This is a genomic window from Streptomyces sp. VNUA24, assembly GCF_029167005.1.
GTDB lineage: Bacteria > Actinomycetota > Actinomycetes > Streptomycetales > Streptomycetaceae > Streptomyces > Streptomyces scabiei.
On the sequence record NZ_CP119143.1, the window covers coordinates 8,874,563 to 8,892,216 of the forward strand.

General features: G+C 72.2%; 17 protein-coding genes. 10 read left to right on the forward strand and 7 right to left on the reverse strand.

What is annotated here, in order from left to right; genetic code table 11:
- Nucleotides 1-21: 21 nt before the first annotated feature.
- Entirely contained in the window at nucleotides 22-1,014 is a 993-nt protein-coding gene (gene corA / locus PYR72_RS38140) for a magnesium/cobalt transporter CorA (RefSeq protein WP_275459527.1), read from the reverse strand.
- A gap of 104 nt (nucleotides 1,015-1,118) precedes the next feature.
- Here corA and PYR72_RS38145 point away from each other — a divergent pair, with 104 nt between their 5' ends.
- The 5 genes from PYR72_RS38145 to PYR72_RS38165 all read left to right on the forward strand — a co-directional run bounded on the left by PYR72_RS38145 (nucleotide 1,119) and on the right by PYR72_RS38165 (nucleotide 6,297).
- Nucleotides 1,119-1,805 (forward strand): histidine phosphatase family protein, encoded by a 687-nt coding sequence (locus PYR72_RS38145; protein WP_275459528.1) that lies wholly within the window; start codon nucleotides 1,119-1,121, stop codon nucleotides 1,803-1,805.
- Between the two features lie 97 nt (nucleotides 1,806-1,902).
- Nucleotides 1,903-2,493, forward strand: a complete 591-nt coding sequence (locus PYR72_RS38150; protein ID WP_013004841.1) for a DUF3090 domain-containing protein — start codon at nucleotides 1,903-1,905, stop codon at nucleotides 2,491-2,493.
- The gene (locus tag PYR72_RS38155) at nucleotides 2,457-3,326 is read left to right on the forward strand and encodes an SCO1664 family protein (protein WP_275459529.1); all 870 of its coding nucleotides are present in this window, start codon (nucleotides 2,457-2,459) and stop codon (nucleotides 3,324-3,326) included. The genes PYR72_RS38150 and PYR72_RS38155 overlap by 37 nt, the downstream gene beginning before the upstream one ends.
- A gap of 169 nt (nucleotides 3,327-3,495) precedes the next feature.
- Entirely contained in the window at nucleotides 3,496-4,725 is a 1,230-nt protein-coding gene (gene mshC, locus PYR72_RS38160) for a cysteine--1-D-myo-inosityl 2-amino-2-deoxy-alpha-D-glucopyranoside ligase (protein WP_275459530.1), read from the forward strand.
- A gap of 579 nt (nucleotides 4,726-5,304) precedes the next feature.
- Nucleotides 5,305-6,297: a superoxide dismutase gene (locus PYR72_RS38165; protein ID WP_275459531.1), complete on the forward strand. Its 993-nt coding sequence runs from the start codon at nucleotides 5,305-5,307 to the stop codon at nucleotides 6,295-6,297.
- Nucleotides 6,298-6,368: 71 nt separating this feature from the next.
- On the opposite strand, the gene PYR72_RS38170 is transcribed toward PYR72_RS38165, so the two are convergent.
- Nucleotides 6,369-7,406 (reverse strand): PAC2 family protein, encoded by a 1,038-nt coding sequence (locus PYR72_RS38170; protein ID WP_275459532.1) that lies wholly within the window; start codon nucleotides 7,404-7,406, stop codon nucleotides 6,369-6,371.
- A gap of 195 nt (nucleotides 7,407-7,601) precedes the next feature.
- The gene (locus PYR72_RS38175) at nucleotides 7,602-8,273 is read right to left on the reverse strand and encodes a FadR/GntR family transcriptional regulator (RefSeq protein ID WP_275459533.1); all 672 of its coding nucleotides are present in this window, start codon (nucleotides 8,271-8,273) and stop codon (nucleotides 7,602-7,604) included.
- Between the two features lie 250 nt (nucleotides 8,274-8,523).
- On the opposite strand from PYR72_RS38175, the gene mtnA reads away from it, so the two are divergent.
- A complete protein-coding gene (mtnA, locus tag PYR72_RS38180) occupies nucleotides 8,524-9,555 on the forward strand; it encodes an S-methyl-5-thioribose-1-phosphate isomerase (protein WP_275459534.1) in 1,032 nt (343 codons plus the stop codon).
- A 59-nt stretch (nucleotides 9,556-9,614) separates the two neighbouring features.
- On the opposite strand, the gene mtnB is transcribed toward mtnA, so the two are convergent.
- The 3 genes from mtnB to PYR72_RS38195 are packed head-to-tail and all read right to left on the reverse strand — an operon-like array spanning nucleotide 9,615 to nucleotide 11,550.
- Nucleotides 9,615-10,223 (reverse strand): methylthioribulose 1-phosphate dehydratase, encoded by a 609-nt coding sequence (gene mtnB, locus PYR72_RS38185; RefSeq protein ID WP_275459535.1) that lies wholly within the window; start codon nucleotides 10,221-10,223, stop codon nucleotides 9,615-9,617.
- The gene (gene mtnC, locus PYR72_RS38190; RefSeq protein WP_275459536.1) at nucleotides 10,220-10,954 is read right to left on the reverse strand and encodes an acireductone synthase; all 735 of its coding nucleotides are present in this window, start codon (nucleotides 10,952-10,954) and stop codon (nucleotides 10,220-10,222) included. The genes mtnB and mtnC overlap by 4 nt, the downstream gene beginning before the upstream one ends.
- Nucleotides 10,951-11,550 carry a cupin domain-containing protein gene (locus PYR72_RS38195; RefSeq protein WP_275459537.1) on the reverse strand — a complete coding sequence of 200 codons (600 nt, stop codon included), beginning with the start codon at nucleotides 11,548-11,550 and terminating at the stop codon, nucleotides 10,951-10,953. The genes mtnC and PYR72_RS38195 overlap by 4 nt, the downstream gene beginning before the upstream one ends.
- A gap of 565 nt (nucleotides 11,551-12,115) precedes the next feature.
- Between PYR72_RS38195 and PYR72_RS38200 the strand changes: the two genes are divergently transcribed.
- The 4 genes from PYR72_RS38200 to mtnK are packed head-to-tail and all read left to right on the forward strand — an operon-like array spanning nucleotide 12,116 to nucleotide 17,028.
- The gene (locus tag PYR72_RS38200) at nucleotides 12,116-13,225 is read left to right on the forward strand and encodes a substrate-binding domain-containing protein (RefSeq protein WP_275459538.1); all 1,110 of its coding nucleotides are present in this window, start codon (nucleotides 12,116-12,118) and stop codon (nucleotides 13,223-13,225) included.
- Complete coding sequence (locus PYR72_RS38205) at nucleotides 13,212-14,765, forward strand: sugar ABC transporter ATP-binding protein (protein ID WP_275459539.1); 1,554 nt, start codon at nucleotides 13,212-13,214, stop codon at nucleotides 14,763-14,765. The genes PYR72_RS38200 and PYR72_RS38205 overlap by 14 nt, the downstream gene beginning before the upstream one ends.
- Before the next feature lie 25 nt (nucleotides 14,766-14,790).
- Nucleotides 14,791-15,837 (forward strand): ABC transporter permease, encoded by a 1,047-nt coding sequence (locus tag PYR72_RS38210; protein WP_275459540.1) that lies wholly within the window; start codon nucleotides 14,791-14,793, stop codon nucleotides 15,835-15,837.
- A 15-nt stretch (nucleotides 15,838-15,852) separates the two neighbouring features.
- Nucleotides 15,853-17,028 (forward strand): S-methyl-5-thioribose kinase, encoded by a 1,176-nt coding sequence (gene mtnK / locus PYR72_RS38215; protein WP_275459541.1) that lies wholly within the window; start codon nucleotides 15,853-15,855, stop codon nucleotides 17,026-17,028.
- Here the strand turns inward: mtnK and PYR72_RS38220 are convergent.
- Entirely contained in the window at nucleotides 17,014-17,586 is a 573-nt protein-coding gene (locus tag PYR72_RS38220; RefSeq protein WP_275459542.1) for an SMI1/KNR4 family protein, read from the reverse strand. The two genes, mtnK and PYR72_RS38220, sit on opposite strands and share 15 nt — an antisense overlap.
- Nucleotides 17,587-17,654: the final 68 nt, after the last annotated feature.

Consider the following 17,654-nt stretch of genomic DNA (forward strand, 5'->3'; position numbering starts at 1 on the left):
CACGGAAGACCCGCCCCGTGGCTACAGCCAGCCCCGGCGCTTGAACAGGCGGAACACCAGCACCTCCGCCACGACCATCAGCGCCATCAGCGCCGGATACGACCACCCCCAGTGCAGTTCCGGCATGTGCTCGAAGTTCATGCCGTAGACCCCGGCGGCCATCGTCGGGATCGCGGCCATGGCCGCCCAGGCGGAGATCTTCCGCATGTCGTCGTTCTGGCGGACGCTCATCTGGGCCAAATGCGCGGAGAGGATGTCGGAGACCAGCCGGTCCAGCCCCTCCACGGACTCGTTGACCCGGGTGAGGTGGTCGTTGACGTCACGGAAGAAGGGCTGGGCCTTCTCGTCGACGAAGGGCACGGCGGCGGCGTTCCCCGTGGAGGAGAGCCGGTTGAGCGGTGCGGCGAGCGGCCCGGTCGCCCGGCGGAACTCCAGGACCTGGCGTTTGAAGGTGTAGATCCGGGAGGCGGTGTTGCGTGAGCCGCCGATGTCGGGCGAGAAGACCTCCGCCTCCAGTTCCTCCAGGTCCGTCTGGAGTTCGGTCGCCACGTCCAGGTAGTGGTCGACGGTGGCGTCCGTGATCGCGTACAGCACGGACGTGGGCCCCTTGCCGAGCAGTTCGGGCTCCTGTTCCAGCCGACGGCGGACGACGCCCAGGGGCGAGCCCTCGCCGTGGCGGACGGTCACCACGAAGGCGTCGCCGAGGAAGACCATCACCTCGCCGGCGGTCACGGTGTCCGTGGACTGCTCGTAGGCCACCGGCTTGAGGACCATGAACAGCGAATCGTCGTACACCTCCAGCTTGGGCCGCTGGTGCGCCTTCAGGGCGTCCTCCACGGCCAGCGGATGCAGCGCGAACTCCTCCGTGACCAGCGCGAACTCCTTCTCCGACGGTTCGTGCAGGCCGATCCACACGAAGCCGCCCGAGGCGCGGGCCGTGGCGAGGGCGTCGGAGAGGTCCTCGGGGCCCTCGGTGCGGTGCCCGTCGCGGTAGACGGCACAGTCGACGATCACAGGGGGTTCCTTTCTCGGGCACTTCGTCCACAGCCGCCCCGTACGCGCAGGCTTTGTCCACAGGTCCGCGAGGGGCCGTCGGGCGGACGTCTACGCTGGGACGCATGCCCACGTTGATCCTTGTCCGGCACGGACGTTCCACCGCCAACACCGAGGGCGTGCTCGCCGGGTGGACGCCCGGGATCGCGCTCGACGAGCGCGGCGCCGCCCAGGCCGCGGCGCTGCCCGGCCGCCTGGCCGGTCTGCCGATCGCCGAGGTCGTCACCAGCCCGCTCCAGCGCTGTGAGGAGACGATCCGGCCCCTGCTGGACGCCCGGCCGGGGCTCGTCGCGCACACCGACGAACGCATCGGCGAGTGCGACTACGGCGACTGGTCCGGCCGCAAGCTCGCCGAGCTGAGCGACGAGCCGCTGATGGAGGTCGTCCAGACGCATCCGACGGCCGTCGAGTTCCCGGGCGGCGAGTCGATGAGGACCATGCAGCACCGGGCCGCGGAGGCGGTGCGGGAGTGGAACGCGCGCGTGGAGCGCGAGCACGGGGCCGACGCCGTGTACCTGATGTGCTCGCACGGCGACATCATCAAGTCGCTCGTCGCCGACGCACTCGGACTTCATCTGGACCTCTTCCAGCGGATCTCTGTCGAACCGTGTTCCATCACCGCGATCCGTTACACCCGGCTCAGGCCCTTTCTCGTCCGGCTCGGCGACACCGGGGACTTCGCGTCCCTGGCGCCGCGCGAGCAGCCCCCGAGCGGTGACGCCACCGTCGGGGGCGGTGCGGGGGCACCGTGATCGTCAACCGCAGTAGGGTGAAGCGGTCGCGGCGGCGCTGAAACCAGTCAGCAGCCGGTGCGGCCGGTCCCGACGTCGATTCCAATGGAGACAGGACGTGTCCCGTCAGGTGTTCCTCTACGACCCCCCGGACCGCTTCGTGGCCGGTACGGTCGGGCTGCCCGGGCGCCGGACCTTCTTCCTGCAGGCGTCCTCCGGGCAGCGCGTCACCAGTGTCGCGCTGGAGAAGACGCAGGTCGCCGCGCTCGCCGAGCGCATGGACGAACTGCTGGACGAGGTCGTGCGGCGCAGCGGCGGCAGCGCCGCGGTACCGGCCGTCGCGCCCAGCGAGGTGTCGGACACGGCGCCGCTGGAGGCCCCCGTCGAGGAGGAGTTCCGGGTCGGCACCATGGCGCTGGCCTGGGACGGCGACGAGGAGCGGATGATCGTCGAGGCCCAGGCCCTGGTCGAGCTGGACGCGGACTCCGAGGAGGATCTCGCCGAGGCGGAGGAGCGGATGCTCCAGGACGAGGAGAACGGCCCGCCGATGCTCCGCGTCCGCCTCACCGGTTCGCAGGCCCGTGCCTTCGCCAAGCGCGCCCTCGACGTCGTCAACGCGGGCCGGCCGCCGTGCCCGCTGTGCAGCCTGCCGCTCGATCCGGAGGGACACGTATGTCCGCGCCAGAACGGATACCGGCGCGGGGCGTGACCCCCTCCGCCTCCGCTGCCTCCGCCGGCTCGTACCCGCCCGACCCGCCCTCCGCCGAGCTGCTGCTCGCCGAGGGCGAGCTGACCGTGCGCGGACGGGTGCGGGAGGCGTCCAACGCCGTGCTGTACTGCACGGTCGCCCATCAGGGCCGCGAGGCCGCCTGCGTCTACAAGCCCGTCGCCGGGGAGCGGCCCCTGTGGGACTTCCCCGACGGCACGCTCGCCCAGCGGGAGGTCGCGGCCTACGAGGTGTCCGAGGCGACCGGCTGGGGGCTGGTCCCTCCCACCGTCCTGCGGGACGGCCCGTACGGGCAGGGCATGTGCCAGCTGTGGATCGAGGGCGAGCCCGGCTCCGAGCTGCTGGCCCTCGTGGAGGGCGAGGAGGCCGGGGAGGGCTGGAAGGCCGTCGGCTTCGCCGAGGTCGGGGAGGGGGAGACCGCGCTCCTCGTGCACGTGGACGACCAGCGGCTGCGGCGGCTCGCCGTCCTCGACGCGGTCGTCAACAACGCCGACCGCAAGGGCGGACACCTGCTGCCCGCCGCCGGGGGCAGGCTCTACGGCATCGACCACGGCGTCACCTTCAACGTCGAGAACAAGCTCCGCACGCTGCTGTGGGGCTGGGCGGGGGAACCGCTCACCGACGAGGCCGTGGACGTCCTGGAGCGGCTGCGCCACGCGCTCGGCGAGGGCGGCCCGCTCGCCGCGAAGCTCGTCGCGTTGATCACACCGGCCGAGCTGGACGCCACGCGGGAGCGGGTGGCCGCCCTGCTGAAGAGCGGACGCCACCCGGAGCCGAGCGGCGACTGGCCGGCGATCCCCTGGCCCCCGGTCTGACGGGGGCGGGGGCCTGCCCCGTGTCCTGTCGGAGGCGCGGGGAACGGCGCGATCAGCCACGTACCCGCCGCAGCCGCAGGACAGGGCGTACCTCCGAGCGGGCAGGCGCCCCGCCGATCCCCCGGAGGGACCCCGCATAGCCGCGCGTCGATCGGGTTAGGCTCGTGGCATGCATGCCTGGCCCGCTTCTGAGGTCCCCGCCCTGCCCGGCAAGGGCCGCGACCTTCGGATCCACGACACCGCGACCGATGGGCTCATCACCCTTGACCCCGGTCCCGTCGCCCGTATCTACGTCTGCGGGATCACCCCGTACGACGCGACCCACATGGGTCACGCGGCGACCTACAACGCGTTCGACCTCGTCCAGCGCGTGTGGCTCGACACCAAGCGGCAGGTTCACTACGTCCAGAACGTCACGGACGTCGACGACCCCCTGCTGGAGCGGGCCGCGCGCGACGACATCGACTGGGTGGCCCTCGCCGAGAAGGAGACCGCCCTCTTCCGCGAGGACATGACCGCCCTGCGGATGCTCCCGCCGCGCCACTACATAGGCGCCGTCGAGGCCATCCCCGGCATCGTCCCGCTCGTCGAGCGGCTCCTCGCCGCCGGTGCCGCGTACGAGCTCGAAGGGGACGTCTACTTCTCCGTCGAGGCCGACCCCGACTTCGGCAAGGTCTCGCGCCTGGACGCGGCCACGATGCGGATGCTCTCGGCCGAGCGGGGCGGCGACCCGGACCGGGCCGGGAAGAAGAACCCCCTCGACCCGATGCTGTGGATGGCCGCGCGCGAGGGCGAGCCCAGCTGGGACGGCGGCTCCCTCGGCCGCGGTCGGCCCGGCTGGCACATCGAGTGCGTCGCCATCGCCCTCGACCACCTCGGCATGGGCTTCGACGTCCAGGGCGGCGGCTCCGACCTCGCCTTCCCGCACCACGAGATGGGCGCCTCGCACGCCCAGGCCCTGACCGGCGAGTTCCCCATGGCCAAGGCGTACGTCCACGCGGGCATGGTGGCGCTGCACGGCGAGAAGATGTCGAAGTCCAAGGGCAACCTGGTCTTCGTCTCCGCGCTGCGCCGCGACGGAGTCGACCCGGCCGCGATACGGCTCGCGCTCCTCGCCCACCACTACCGGGCCGACTGGGAGTGGACCGACCAGGTGCTCCAGGACGCCGTCGACCGCCTCGGCCGGTGGCGCGCCGCCGTCTCCCGGCCCGACGGACCGCCCGCCGAGGCCCTCGTCGAGGAGATCCGCGAGGCCCTCGCGCACGACCTGGACGCGCCCGCCGCGCTGGCCGCGGTCGACCGCTGGGCCGCGCTCCAGGAGGAGCGGGGCGGCACGGACGAGGGTGCGCCCGGCGTCGTGTCCCGCGCGGTGGACGCGCTGCTCGGCGTCGCCCTGTGACCCACCTGAAGTAACGACTCTGCACGGGTGTCGCAGCCGACACCCGTATCCCGTGCCTCGCACACGGGACGACGACGAAGGGGTGCCTCCTCCGGCCCGGGGGAGGCACCCCTTCGCCTTTCCCGGGCTCCGGCCCCGGTTCCGCCGGGGGCACGAAGAGGCCCGGCCCGGGCGGGAGTTCACGAACGTCACCCGCCGCGGAGCCGGAGGCGAACAGGCTCCGGGGCGCCCGCCACCGAGGACATCCCCGGCCCGGCCCCCGCCTCGCCCGCCACCCCGGCAGGCCGTACCCGACCGTCCCCCGGACACCGAACCGTCCGGTCGTCGCGCGCCGCTCCCTCCGGCCTTCCGCGGGCGCGGGACGGAACTCGGGGCCCCCGGGCCCGGGCAACCGCCCGTGCGTGAGCGGTGCTTGGGCCGGACCGGCACAATCCGGTCGGAAGCCGCTCCGGGGCTGTCAAGGCCCTGTCGGCCGACCCGTGAAGGGCTGCGGGGCCGGTCGGCATGTGATGGCATGACACACGTCAGTCGAAAGGCCGGACCGGCCAGCTGCCGGTCCCTTCGTGGAAGGGACGATCAGTGGCACCCCCGCAACCTCCGCAGGCCCCGCAACCCCCCTCAGCCCGTCACCTCAGCCGGCGCACCCTGCTCACGACGTCCGCCGCGGGCGCGGCCGCGCTGCTCGTCGGTTCGTCCGCCGCGACCGCCTCCGCCTCCCCCAGGAGCACGTGGCCCGACCGCATCCCGCTGCCGCCCGGCTTCCGCCCCGAGGGCATCGCCATCGGCGGCCACCACGCCTACCTGGGCTCCCTCGGCGACGGCTCGATCTACCGCGCCGACCTGCGCACCGGCCAGGGCGGCATCATCTCCGCGGGCCCCGGCACGCCCTCCGTCGGGCTCAAACTCGACGACCGGGGGCGGCTGTTCGTCGCCGGACGGGCCCAGGGCGCCCGGGTGGTGGACGCCCGCACCGGCGCGGTCCTCGCCTCGTACCGACTCACCACGAAGACGCCGACCTTCGCCAACGACGTCTTCCTCACGCCCCGCGCCGCCTGGTTCACCGACTCCTTCCAGCCCACCCTGTACGCCCTGCCGCTCGGCGCCCACGGGCGGCTGCCGGCCCCGGACAAGGTCGTGACGCTCACCCTGAGCGGTGCCTGGTCCCAGGCTCCCGGTGAGGTCGTCAACGCCAACGGCATCACCGGCACCCCGGACGGCAAGGCACTCCTCGTCGTCCAGTCCGGCGCGGGCGGCCTGCACCGGGTCGACCCCGGGACCGGCGTCACCGAACTCGTCGACCTCGGTGACGCGGCCCCCCTCACCAACGGTGACGGCCTGCTGCTCCTCGGACGGCGGCTGTACGTCGTCCAGAACCGCCAGAACGCGATCGACGTGTTCAAGCTCTCCGCGGACGGGCGCAGCGGCATCTTCGAGGACCGTCTCATCGACGCCGGTTTCGACGTCCCGACGACGGCCGCCGCCCACGGCAACCGCCTCTACCTGCCCAACGCCCGCTTCACGACGACCCCGACCCCGGACACGGCGTACGCGGTGGTGGCCGTGAAGCGCTGAGCGCGCGGTGACCGTCGGCCGGTTCCTCGCGCCCGGTGACGGGCGCGGGGAACCGGTCGCCGGAGGGGCGTTCAGTCGTCCGACGAATCCTCGTCCTCGGCTCCGGCCTCGGTCCCCGCCTCGGTCCCGGACCCCGCCTCGGTGTCGGCCTCGGGCCGCGCCGGCTTCGGCGGCCGCGTACGCCCGCCGGGATTGTCCTTGGGGTTCCACGCCCCGCCGGGCCCGTCGCCGCCGTCGACCGTGGCGTGACCGCCCGGCGTGGGACCGCCCCCGTCACGGCGCCGCAGATACCGCTCGAACTCGCGCGCGATCGCCTCTCCCGACGCCTCCGGCAGCTCCGCCGTGTCCCGGGCCTCCTCCAGCGTCTGCACGTACTCGGCGACCTCGCTGTCCTCCGCCGCCAGCTGGTCCACCCCCACCTGCCAGGCGCGCGCGTCCTCGGGCAGCTCGCCCAGCGGGATGCGCACGTCGATCAGGTCCTCCAGCCGGTTCAGCAGGGCGAGCGTCGCCTTCGGGTTCGGCGGCTGCGACACGTAGTGCGGCACCGCCGCCCAGAGCGAGACGGCCGGGACGCCCGCGTGCGTGCACGCCTCCTGCAGGATGCCGACGATGCCCGTGGGCCCCTCGTACTTGGTCTCTTCCAGGTCCATCCGCTGCGCCAGGTCCGGATCGGACGTGACCCCGCTGACCGGGACCGGACGCGTGTGCGGGGTGTCCCCGAGCAGCGCGCCCATGATGACCACCAGCTCCACACCCAGCTCGTGGGCGAAGCCCAGCAGCTCGTTGCAGAACGAGCGCCAGCGCATCGACGGTTCGATGCCGCGGACGAGGACGAGATCGCGAGGCTTGTCGCCGCCGACCCGCACCACCGACAACCTTGTCGTCGGCCAGGTGATCTTCCGCACGCCGCCGTCCAGCCACACCGTGGGGCGGTTCACCTGGAAGTCGTAGTAGTCCTCGGCGTCCAGCGCCGCGAACACCTCGCCCTTCCACTCCTTGTCCAGATGCGCGACCGCGGTGGAGGCGGCGTCGCCGGCGTCGTTCCAGCCTTCGAACGCTGCCACCATCACTGGGTCGATCAGCTCGGGAACCCCCTCCAGCTCGATCACCCAGCGCCTCCTTCCGACGTGCCCTCGCGTACGCCCCAACCTTACGGCGTGCGGCGGGAGCCTCCGCAGCCCCCTTGCACGGGGGAGTGAACGGATCAATGCCCCGTTCGCACGGCACAAACCCTCGTGGGCGACGAGGGCCGCGGATGATCGACTTCTACATCGACTTCTACGTCGACTTCTCGGATCGACTTCTCAGAGTGTGGACCGCAGCCACTGCTCCACGCTCGCGATGTGCACCGTGGCCCAGGAACGCGCGGCGTCGGCGTCCCGGTCGCGCAGGGCGGCCAGGATGGCGCGGTGCTCGTGCAGGGTCCGGCTGACGGCGTCCTCCTGGGTCAGACCGCGCCAGATGCGGGCCCGGGTGGTCGGCCCCGACAGGCCGTCGAGGAGCGAGCACAGCACCGAGTTGCCGGAACTCTGCACGATGCCCCGGTGGAACTCCAGGTCGCAGGCGACCAGTTCCTCCACCGACGGCGCGGTGCCGAGCCGGTCCAGCTGGGTCGTCAGCGCGTCCAGCTGCTGCTCGCCGATCCTCAGGGCGGCCATCGCCGTCGCCGCGGGTTCGAGTATGCGGCGCACGGCGAGGAACTCCAGGACCGTGTCGTCGCGGTGGAAGTCCACGACGAAACTCAGCGCTTCGAGGAGGAGCTGCGGGTCGAGGCTGGTGACGTAGGTGCCGTCGCCCTGCCGTACGTCGAGGATGCGGATCAGGGACAGGGCGCGCACGGCCTCGCGCAGGGAGTTGCGGGACAGCCCGAGGTCGGCGGCCAGCTCGCTCTCCTTCGGGAGCCGGTCGCCGGGGCGCAGGGCGCCGGAGACGATCATTCCCTTGATCTTCTCGATCGCCTCGTCGGTGACTGCCATGGGTGACCCCTCCCTGTCGTTCAGACATCCGATGTCTCAGGCCATTATGGGGGCTTCCCCGCCTCTATCAGGCCAAAGTCTCCGGATCGGCCGAGGTCCCGTTCGCGACGGACGGCCGCGCGGGCGCTGTGGGCGGGGCACCAGCGGATTCCGGCACACCGGCCCTCGCGGCTTCGAACTGTGGTTCCCGTCGATTCTCCGAGGTCATGTACGGTGTCGGGCACCGTCGGAACACCAGGAGTGCCCCGCTATGCCCCAGGAATTGCGCGCCGTCGACTGGACCGGAAACAGCCTTGCGCTCATCGACCAGACGGTTCTGCCGCAGCGCACCGAGACGGTCGAGATCCGCGAGGTCGACGCGCTGATATCCGCCATCCAGCGCCTCGTCGTGCGCGGCGCGCCCGCGATCGGGGCGGCGGGAGCGTACGGCGTGGCACTCGCGCTGCTGCAGGGGGAGCGCGAGGGCTGGCCGGCCGAGGAGGTGCGCGCCGCCGTGGCCCGGGTCCGTGCGGCCCGCCCGACCGCCGTGAACCTGATGGTCTGCGTGGACCGTGTCATGACCCGCTTCGACGAGGGGCTGGAGGCGGTGCTGGAGGAGGCCGCCGCCGTCCAGCGCGAGGACGTCGAGGCGAACCGGGCGATGGGCGCGTACGGCGCCGACTGGCTGCTGAAGCGGGTGGACGTCGACCGTCCGCTGCGGGTGCTGACGCACTGCAACACGGGGGCGCTCGCGACCGCCGGATGGGGCACGGCTCTCGGCGTCGTCCGGGAACTGCACGCGCGCGGCCGCCTGGAGGTGGTCTACGCCGACGAGACACGCCCCCTGCTCCAGGGATCCCGGCTGACCGCCTGGGAGTTGCTCCAGGAGGGGATACCCCACTACGTCCAGGTCGACGGCGCCGCCGCCGGCACCATCCTGCGGGGCGAGGTCGACGCGGCGATCGTGGGCGCGGACCGCATCGCGGCCAACGGCGACACGGCGAACAAGGTCGGCACCGTGGGCGTCGCCCTGGCCTGCGCCGACGCGGGCATCCCCTTCCTCGTCGCCGCTCCCACGACCACGGTCGACGTCGCCACCGCCACCGGCGCCGACATCCACATCGAACTGAGGGGCGAGGACGAGGTGCTGGAGTGGGGCGGCGTCCGCACCGCCCCGGCCGGTTCGCGCGGCCACAACCCGGCCTTCGACGTGACCCCGGGCCGTCTGGTGACGGGTCTGGTCACCGAGCAGGGCGTGTGGGAGGTCTCGGCGGGCGAACTGCCGGGGGAGCGGCTGCGGTAGGCAGGCGGCAGAGAGGGGCGGCCCGGTCGTACCGACCGGGCCGCCCCTCTGCCCGTGGGTCAGCGCCCGGTGAGCTCCAGCTCCAGCAGCCACTCCACCACTTCGGTGTGGTGACGGGCCTGGCGGGGCGTGGCGCCCCAGACGTACAGGCCGTGACCGGCGACGACCACCGCCGGCATGTGCGGGTCGCGGGCGGCCTCCAGCCGGTCGCCGAGGACCTTCATGTCCTGGCTGTTGGCGATGACGGGGAGGGTGACCTCCACGTCGTGGGCGGGACGGCCGATGCCCTTGAGCATCTCCAGATCCCTGAAGACGATGCCGCCGGGCTCGCGGCGGCCCATCGCCACGGAGGCGACGGTGTGCACATGGACCACCGCGCCGGCCCCCGTCAGCGCGGCCACGCGCGCGTGCAGCTCGGCCTCCGCGGACGGCTTGCCGCCCCGCACGGCGGCACCGGCACCGTCGACCAGCACCACGTCGGCCGGTGTCAGTTCCCCCTTGTCGTGGCCGCTCGCGGTGACCGCCAGCCGCAGCGGGTCGCGGGACAGCACCACCGACAGGTTGCCCGAGGTGCCGCGCATCCAGCCGAAGGAGGCGAAGCGGGCCGACTCGGCGGCCAGGACGGCACCGGCCTCCTCCAGGTCGAGTGCCGAGATCTCGGTGGTCATGCGCTGCTCCTCGTGATGGTGATCTCGTCGAACGTCCCCGCCTCGGGGTGGTCGCCGACGCCCTGCTCGTAGTACGGCTCCCCGGGCCGGCGGATGCCGACGGCCCGCCAGCCCGCCTCCCGCGCCGCGTCCAGCTCGCCGTGCCGGTCGGAGAGGAAGAGGACGCGCTCGGGCGCCGCGGCGAGCCCGAGGGCCGTCGCGATCGCGCGGTACGAGGCGGCCTCCTGCTTCGGTCCCGCGTTCTCGGTGTCGTACAACCCCTCGACCAGCGGCAGCAGATCGCCCTCGGGGCTCGACCGGAACCAGGCGCGCTGGGCGGCCACGGAACCCGAGGAGTACGCGTGGAGGCGTACGCCCGCCGCGTGCCAGGCGCGCAGCGCCGGGAGGACGTCGTCGTAGAAGTGGGAGACGAGGTCGCCGCGGGCGAAGCCCTCGGACCAGATGACGCCCTGGAGGGTCTTCAGCGGGGTCGCCTTGCGGTCCTCGTCGAGCCATGTGTGGAGGGCCTGCTCGACGCGCGCCTCGTCGGCGTCCGGCTCGGCGATGAGGTCCCGTACCTGCGCCACCGCCCGCGCGACCTCCGGATCACCGCTCCGCTCCGAGAGCAGCGCTCCGAAGCGAGAGCGGGAGTACGGGTAGAGCACGTCCACGACGAACCCCGTGGCGCTCGTGGTGCCCTCGATGTCGAGCACCACGGAGTCGACGGCGTGGAGGCCGAGGGCCTGGCTCACGCCGCCGCCCCGTCCTGCCGGTAGCCGGCGTCGATCGTGTCGTAGTCCGGGAAGCGGGAGGCGATGGCGGAGCCGGTGAAGTTGCCGATCCAGCCGTCCTCCTCGTGGAAGAAGCGGATCGCGGTGAACGACGGGGTGGTGCCCATGTCGAACCAGTGCGTCGTCCCGCGCGGCACCCCCAGCAGGTCGCCCTTCTCGCAGTAGACCGCGTGCACCTCGCCGTTCACGTGCAGATAGAAGATGCCGGAGCCGGAGACGAAGAAGCGCACCTCGTCATCGTCGTCGTGCGTGTGCTCCTGCAGGAACTTGGCCCGCGCTGCCCGCGCCCGCGCCGGGTACTCGGGGTCGTCGCTCGGGTGCAGTCCGAGGACGTCGACGGTGGTGAAGCCCTCCTCGGCGTTGAGCCGGTCGATCTCCGGGCCGTACGCGGCGAACACGGTCTCGCTGTCGGCGTCGGCCGGGACGTCCTCGCGGATCGGCCACTGCTCGTAGCGCACCCCGAGCGGTGCCAGGGCGGCCGCGATCTCGACGGGGTCGGAGGTGCGGCGCACCAGGGTCTCCGGTCCGGACTCGGGCCAGGTGGTCAGCAGGGTCATGAGAGCAACTCCATGAATCTGGAAGGGATGTCCGGATACCGAGACAAGCACCCGGGAGGCTGGGGGAGGGGAGGAGCGGGACGTGAGGGGCGAGCGACCGGTCAGCGGTGACACAGGGCGCCGGGACAACAGCGCGTACCGGCGCCGGGACAACAGCGCGTACCGGCGGGCAGGCGCTGCGCCGTCGCGTCGATCGTCGTCATCGGGGCCTCACTGGGGTGCCGGCCGGGTGCCGGTACCGCGATCGTAACTCCGGTCCGTGTACCGGCCATGTGTGACGTAGTCGTTGTCTCACGTGGTGAGAAACCGCTCTCATTTCTTTGACGCATGGCTGAAATCGTTCTCATGATCTGCGTATGAAGACGCTGCTGCTCGTGCGGCGGCTGTACGTGGACCTGCTCCGGTCGACCACGGCCAGCTGTCGCTGACCACTCCCGGAGCCCCGACGCGCCCCGACACGCCCTGACGTCCCGGGCGTTCGCCGTGCACCGCACGGTGGCGCATTTCCGCCCCTGCTCCGGGTCGAGTACTCCCTTCCTCCCCTCGCACCGCACCTGGAGCCGTCATGCCCCGCTCGTCCCGCCGTACCCGCCTTCCCCTCGCCGCCCTCTCCCTCGCCTCCGCCTCGGCCCTGCTGCTGTCGGCCTGCGCGCAGTCCACGGACGCCTCCAAGGACACCGGTGACACCGCCGCCAAGGCCGCCGCCGCCACCGGCAAGAAGCCCGCCCCCTTCGCCGACGGCCCGGTCAAGGTCGCGCTGGTCCGGCAGAGCGGCGCCGGCGACTACTTCGAGCAGTGGGGCAACGGCGCCAAGGCGCAGGCCAAGGCCCTCGGCATCGACCTCACCGTCTACGACGCCCAGGCCGACAACGCCAAGCAGGCCACCGACCTGTCCTCCGCGATCAACTCCGGCGCCAAGGCGATCATCATCGACCACGGCTTCCCGGCGACGATCCAGCCGGAGATCGACAAGGCCGTGAAGAAGGGCATCAAGGTCGTCGTCTACGACGTGGAGACCGGCACCAAGGGCGTCGTCTCCACCAAGCAGGACGACGCGAGCATGGCGAAGGCCGTCCTCGACGTCATGGCCAAGGAGGTCGGCAAGGACGCCAAGGTCGGTTACGTCAACGTCGCCGGCTACGCGGCCCTCGACAAGCGCGACACCGTCTGGAAGTCCACGGTCGGCGACCAGGGCTGGAAGCAGGAGTTCAAGGTCGGCAAGGTCACCGACTCCACGGCCACCGACAACGTTCCCCTCGTCTCCGCCGCCCTCACCCAGCACCCCGACGTGGCGGGCGTGTTCGCCCCCTACGACGAGCTGGCCAAGGGAGCCGTCCTCGCCGTACAGAACAAGAAGCTCCAGGACAAGGTGAAGGTCTTCGGCGCGGACGTCTCCAACGCCGACATCCAGGCCATCACCGCCGAGGGCAGCCCCTGGGTCGCCACCGCGGGCACGGACCCGTCCGCGGTCGGCGCCGCCGTCGTCCGCACCACCGCCCTGGAGCTGGCCGGTCAGCTGAACAAGACCTCCGTCGAGTTCCCCGCCGTCGCCATCACCCAGGACTTCCTGCGCGAGAAGAAGATCGCCAACATGGACCAGCTGCGCAAGGCGCTGCCCGCGCTGAACCTGTCGCAGGTCTCGACCGCCGACTGGATCGCGAATGTCGCCCACTGACACCGGCGCCGGGCGGGCGGACGGCGGCGGGCACGCCCCCGCCGTCCGCCTGCGGGACATCAGCAAGTCCTTCGGCGGCAGGACGGTCCTCGCCTCCGTCTCCCTGGACATCGCCCCGGGCAGCGTGGTCGCGCTGCTCGGCGCGAACGGCGCCGGCAAGTCCACGCTGATCAAGATCCTCTCCGGGGTGCACGCCGACCACGGCGGCGAGATCCTCGTCGACGGCGCCCCGGCCGCCCTGCAGAGCCCCCTGGCCGCACGGCAGTTGGGCATCCAGACCGTCCACCAGCGCATCGGCGAGGGCGTGGTCCCCGGCCTCACCGTCGCCGAGAACCTCGTCTTCGAGGAACTGGCCCAGAGCCGCGGCAACCCGTTCCTGAACAGCGGCCGGCTGCTGGCCCGCGCCCGGGAGATCCAGGCCGGCCTCGGCCTCGACTGGAGCGACGCCGTGCTCAAGCAGGACGTCACCGAACTCGGCATCTCCGACCGCCAGTTGCTCATCCTGGCCCGCGCCCTCGCCACCCGCCCCCGCCTGCTGATCCTCGACGAGCCGACCTCCGCGCTCTCCGCCGCCGAGGCCGAGCGCCTGTTCGCCCTCGTGGAGCGCATGCGCGACGACGGCATCGCGGTCCTCTACGTCTCCCACCGCCTCGGCGAGATCGACGCCCTCGCCGACCGGCTGGTCGTCCTGCGGGACGGCCGCCTCACCGAGGACCAGGCCCGCCCCTTCGACTGGGACGCCGCCCTGCGCGCGATGCTCGCCCAGGCCCACGGGGCGACCACCGCACGCCCGGTCCGGGAGGGCGACCAGGGCGATGTCGTCCTCTCCCTGCGGGGCGTACGCCTCTTCGAGGGCCGCACCCCGCTCGACCTCGACCTGCGCACCGGCGAGGTCACCGGCGTCGTCGGCCTGCTGGGCGCCGGCAAGACCGAACTGGCCCGCGGCCTCTTCGGCGCCGAGCCCTTCACCACCGGCACGGTCGCACTGGACGGCAGGCCCTACACGCCCCGCCGCCCCGCCGACGCCATCCGCGGCGGCGTCCACCTCGTCCCCGAGGACCGGCACGCCGACGCCCTCGTCCCCGGCTGGTCGGTGGCCCAGAACATCTCCCTGCCGTTCCTGAGGTCCCTGTCCCGGCTGGGCCTGATGAACACGGCCCGGGAGAACGCCCTCGGCCGCGCCACCGTCGACGCCCTCGGCGTCGTCGCCCGCGACGAGCACAGCACCGTCGAGGAACTGTCCGGCGGCAACCAGCAGAAGGTCGTCGTCGGCCGCTGGCTCGCCGAGACTCCGCGCGTCCTCATCCTGGACGAGCCGTTCCGAGGCGTGGACATCGGCGCCCGGCGCGACATCGGCCGCCGGGCCCGTGCCCTCGCCGCCGAGGGCGCCGCCGTCCTCGTCCTGTCCGCCGACGTCGACGAGGTCCTGGAGGTCGCCGACCGGGTCGTCGTGCTCGCCGCCGGAGAGATCCACCTCGACGCGTACGGCGCGGACGCGGAACGCGACCGCGTCATCCAGACCATCTCGGCGTCCGTGTGACCCCGGCCCCCTGAGGAACTACGCCATGACCACCACCCAGAGCACGGAAGTCCCCACGAAGGCGACGCTCCCGCCCGCCACCGGCACCGCCGTACGCGTCCAGAACGCCGTCATCAAGTACGGCTTCATCTTCGTCACGGTCGCGCTGTTCGCGTACTTCGCGCTGAGCGAGGGATCCTTCCGCGAGTCGGCGACCCTCCTCGACACCCTCCGGTACGTCTCCGTCGCCGCCATCCTCGGCCTCGGCGTCACCCTCACCATGGCCGTCGGGGGCATGGACATGTCCGTCGGCGCGGTCGCCGGCCTCGGTGTCTCGGTCGCCGCCCAGAGCATGGTCGTGTTCAACCAGATCGGCACGGTCGCGATCCTCGCCGTCCTCGCGGCGGGCGCCCTCGCGGGCCTGCTCAACGCCCTGCTGATCGTGGTCCTGAAGATCCCCGACATGCTGGCCACGCTCGGCACCATGTTCGTCATCCAGGGCACCAAGCTGATCCTCGTCGACGGCCAGTCGATCACCCCCGGCATGACCCTGGAGGACGGCACCACCGCCCCCGGCAGGTTCACCGCCGGCTTCCTGAAGATCGACCGGGGCACGGTCCTCGGCATCCCCGTCTCCGTCCTGATCTTCGGCGCGCTGACGGTCGCCGCCTGGGTCTTCCTCGCCCGCACCCGCTGGGGCCGCGTCTTCTACGCGATCGGCGCCAACCCCGAGGCGTCCCGCCTGGCCGGCATCCGCGTCGGCGCGTACCGCGCGCTGGCCTACGTCCTCTCCGGCGTCCTCGCCTCCGTCGGCGGCCTGATCCTGGCCTCCCGCATCGGCCAGGGCGACGTGAGCGCCGGCACCTCCCAGCTGCTGGAGGCGGTCGCCGTGGCCCTGGTGGGCACCTCGGTCCTCGGCCGGGGCCGCCCCAACGTCTGGGGCACCGCCCTCGGCGCCGTCCTCATCGGCATCATCACCACGGGCCTGACCATCAAGGGCCTGCCGTACTACACCCAGGACGTCGTCGAGGGCGCGGTCCTCATCCTCGCCCTGGTCTTCAGCTTCACGTTGTCCAAGCGCCGCACCGCATAAGGGAGTTCACCGACCATGGGCTACCGCATCCTGGAGACCGACGACATTCCCGCGTACCTGCGCGAGCGGGGCCACTGGGAGGACGTGGGCGACATCACCGTCCGCGAGGTGTCGGACGGCAACGTCAACCGGGTCTTCCTCGCCTCGAACCGCGACGGCAGCCGCAGCCTCGCCCTCAAGCAGGCGCTGCCCTGGGTCCGGGTCGCCGGCCCGTCCTGGCCGCTGAGCCCTGAGCGGGCGGACGCGGAGGCGCGTGCGTACGAGCAGCTGGGGAAGGTCGCGCCCGAGGAGATCCCCGCGATCCACGGCTACGACCCCGAGAACTTCGCCCTCGTCATGGAGGACCTCTCCGACCTGGAGGTTCTGCGTACGCTGCTGAACGAGGGCGCCTCCTACGGACCGCACACCTCGCCACAGATCGGCCGCCTCGTCGCCCGGCTCTCCTTCGCCACCAGCGACTTCGGCATGGACTCCGCCGACCGGAAGGCGCTGATCGCCGTCTCGGTCAACCCCGAGCTGTGCGGGATCACCGAGGACGTCGTCCTCTCCGAGCCGTACATCGAGCACGAACACAACCACTGGCACCCGGGGCTGGACGACCTGGCCGCCGCCTTCCGCGCGGACACCGCCCTGCGCACCGAGGTCGCCGACCTGCGCCATGTCTTCATGACGAGCGCCCAGGCCCTCCTGCACGGCGACCTCCACTCGGGCAGCGTCATGGTCGGGACACGCGACGGCGCCCCCGTCGTACGGGCCTTCGACCCCGAGTTCTCCTTCGTCGGTCCCATCGGGTTCGACCTCGGCCTGTACTGGGCCAACGCGCTCGTCTCCGAGGAACGGGCCCGTGCCCTCGGCACCCTCACGGACCACGGCGACCAGCTCGGACTGTCCTGGGACGCCTTCGAGACCGAGTTCCGCCGGCTCTGGCCCACCCGTGTCGACCCCTTCTTCGACGACGCGTATCTGGAGCGGTTCCTCGCCCGGGTGTGGACGGAGTCCCTGGGCTTCGCCGGTACGGAACTCGTCCGGCGCGTCATCGGCTTCGCCCACCTGACGGACCTGACGACGCTGGCCGATCCGGTCCCGGCGTCCCGCCGGGCCCTGCTCCTCGGCCGCGAACTCATCGTCCGCCGTACGGAGCTGGCCTCCCCGGAGGCCGTACGCGACCTCGTGACCTCACCCCTGGGCTGACTCGGCGTCGAACCACTCCTTCCCGGCGGCCCAGTGCGCCACCCAGCCGCCGAAGCCGGGCGCGGACGTCGTGTGCCCGAACTCCGCGCCGAACGGCATGGCACCCACGTCGGTGACATGCCATATGTGTCCCCGATGAGGGCCGGTGACGACGAGATGCCAGTTCATGGCGCACCCGTCCGTACCCAGCACGATCGAGCCGTGGTCGAAGACCCTTTCGACGGCCTCGTCCTCGTCCTCGTACGGACCGTCGTCCTCCTCCCACAACCACGGCGCGGTGAGAGGGAACGGCTTGCCCAGGGCCCGGTCCGCCCCGTCGTTCCCCCAGTCGTCCGGCAGTGCGGCCAGCCCCACGAGCCCGTACTCCGGCGGCCCCTGTGCAGAGCCGTCGGAGATCTCCGCCACGAAGGTCCGGTACGGCTCCGGGAGCACCACCCCGTGCTCCGCCTCGAAGGCGTGCACGGCAGCCCAGCCGAGCGCCGACTCCCCACCGTCGTCCACGGCGAACGCCTCACGCAGGGCGGCCAGCTCGACGGGATCGGCGTGATCGATGTTCATGCGCTCATGAGAACACCCGGCACTGACATCCGGGCAGACGCGAAGGGGCGGCTCTCTCGGTGGAGAGC

Coding starts and splice junctions, on each gene's coding strand:
- PYR72_RS38195 (WP_275459537.1), bottom strand. CDS start 11,550: ATGACCCTGCTGACCACCTGGCCCGAGTCCGGACCGGAGACCCTGGTG.
- PYR72_RS38145 (WP_275459528.1), top strand. CDS start 1,119: ATGCCCACGTTGATCCTTGTCCGGCACGGACGTTCCACCGCCAACACC.
- mtnA (WP_275459534.1), top strand. CDS start 8,524: ATGCCCCAGGAATTGCGCGCCGTCGACTGGACCGGAAACAGCCTTGCG.
- mtnK (WP_275459541.1), top strand. CDS start 15,853: ATGGGCTACCGCATCCTGGAGACCGACGACATTCCCGCGTACCTGCGC.
- mshC (WP_275459530.1), top strand. CDS start 3,496: ATGCATGCCTGGCCCGCTTCTGAGGTCCCCGCCCTGCCCGGCAAGGGC.
- PYR72_RS38210 (WP_275459540.1), top strand. CDS start 14,791: ATGACCACCACCCAGAGCACGGAAGTCCCCACGAAGGCGACGCTCCCG.
- mtnB (WP_275459535.1), bottom strand. CDS start 10,223: ATGACCACCGAGATCTCGGCACTCGACCTGGAGGAGGCCGGTGCCGTC.
- PYR72_RS38200 (WP_275459538.1), top strand. CDS start 12,116: ATGCCCCGCTCGTCCCGCCGTACCCGCCTTCCCCTCGCCGCCCTCTCC.
- PYR72_RS38205 (WP_275459539.1), top strand. CDS start 13,212: ATGTCGCCCACTGACACCGGCGCCGGGCGGGCGGACGGCGGCGGGCAC.
- PYR72_RS38220 (WP_275459542.1), bottom strand. CDS start 17,586: ATGAACATCGATCACGCCGATCCCGTCGAGCTGGCCGCCCTGCGTGAG.
- PYR72_RS38155 (WP_275459529.1), top strand. CDS start 2,457: ATGTCCGCGCCAGAACGGATACCGGCGCGGGGCGTGACCCCCTCCGCC.
- PYR72_RS38175 (WP_275459533.1), bottom strand. CDS start 8,273: ATGGCAGTCACCGACGAGGCGATCGAGAAGATCAAGGGAATGATCGTC.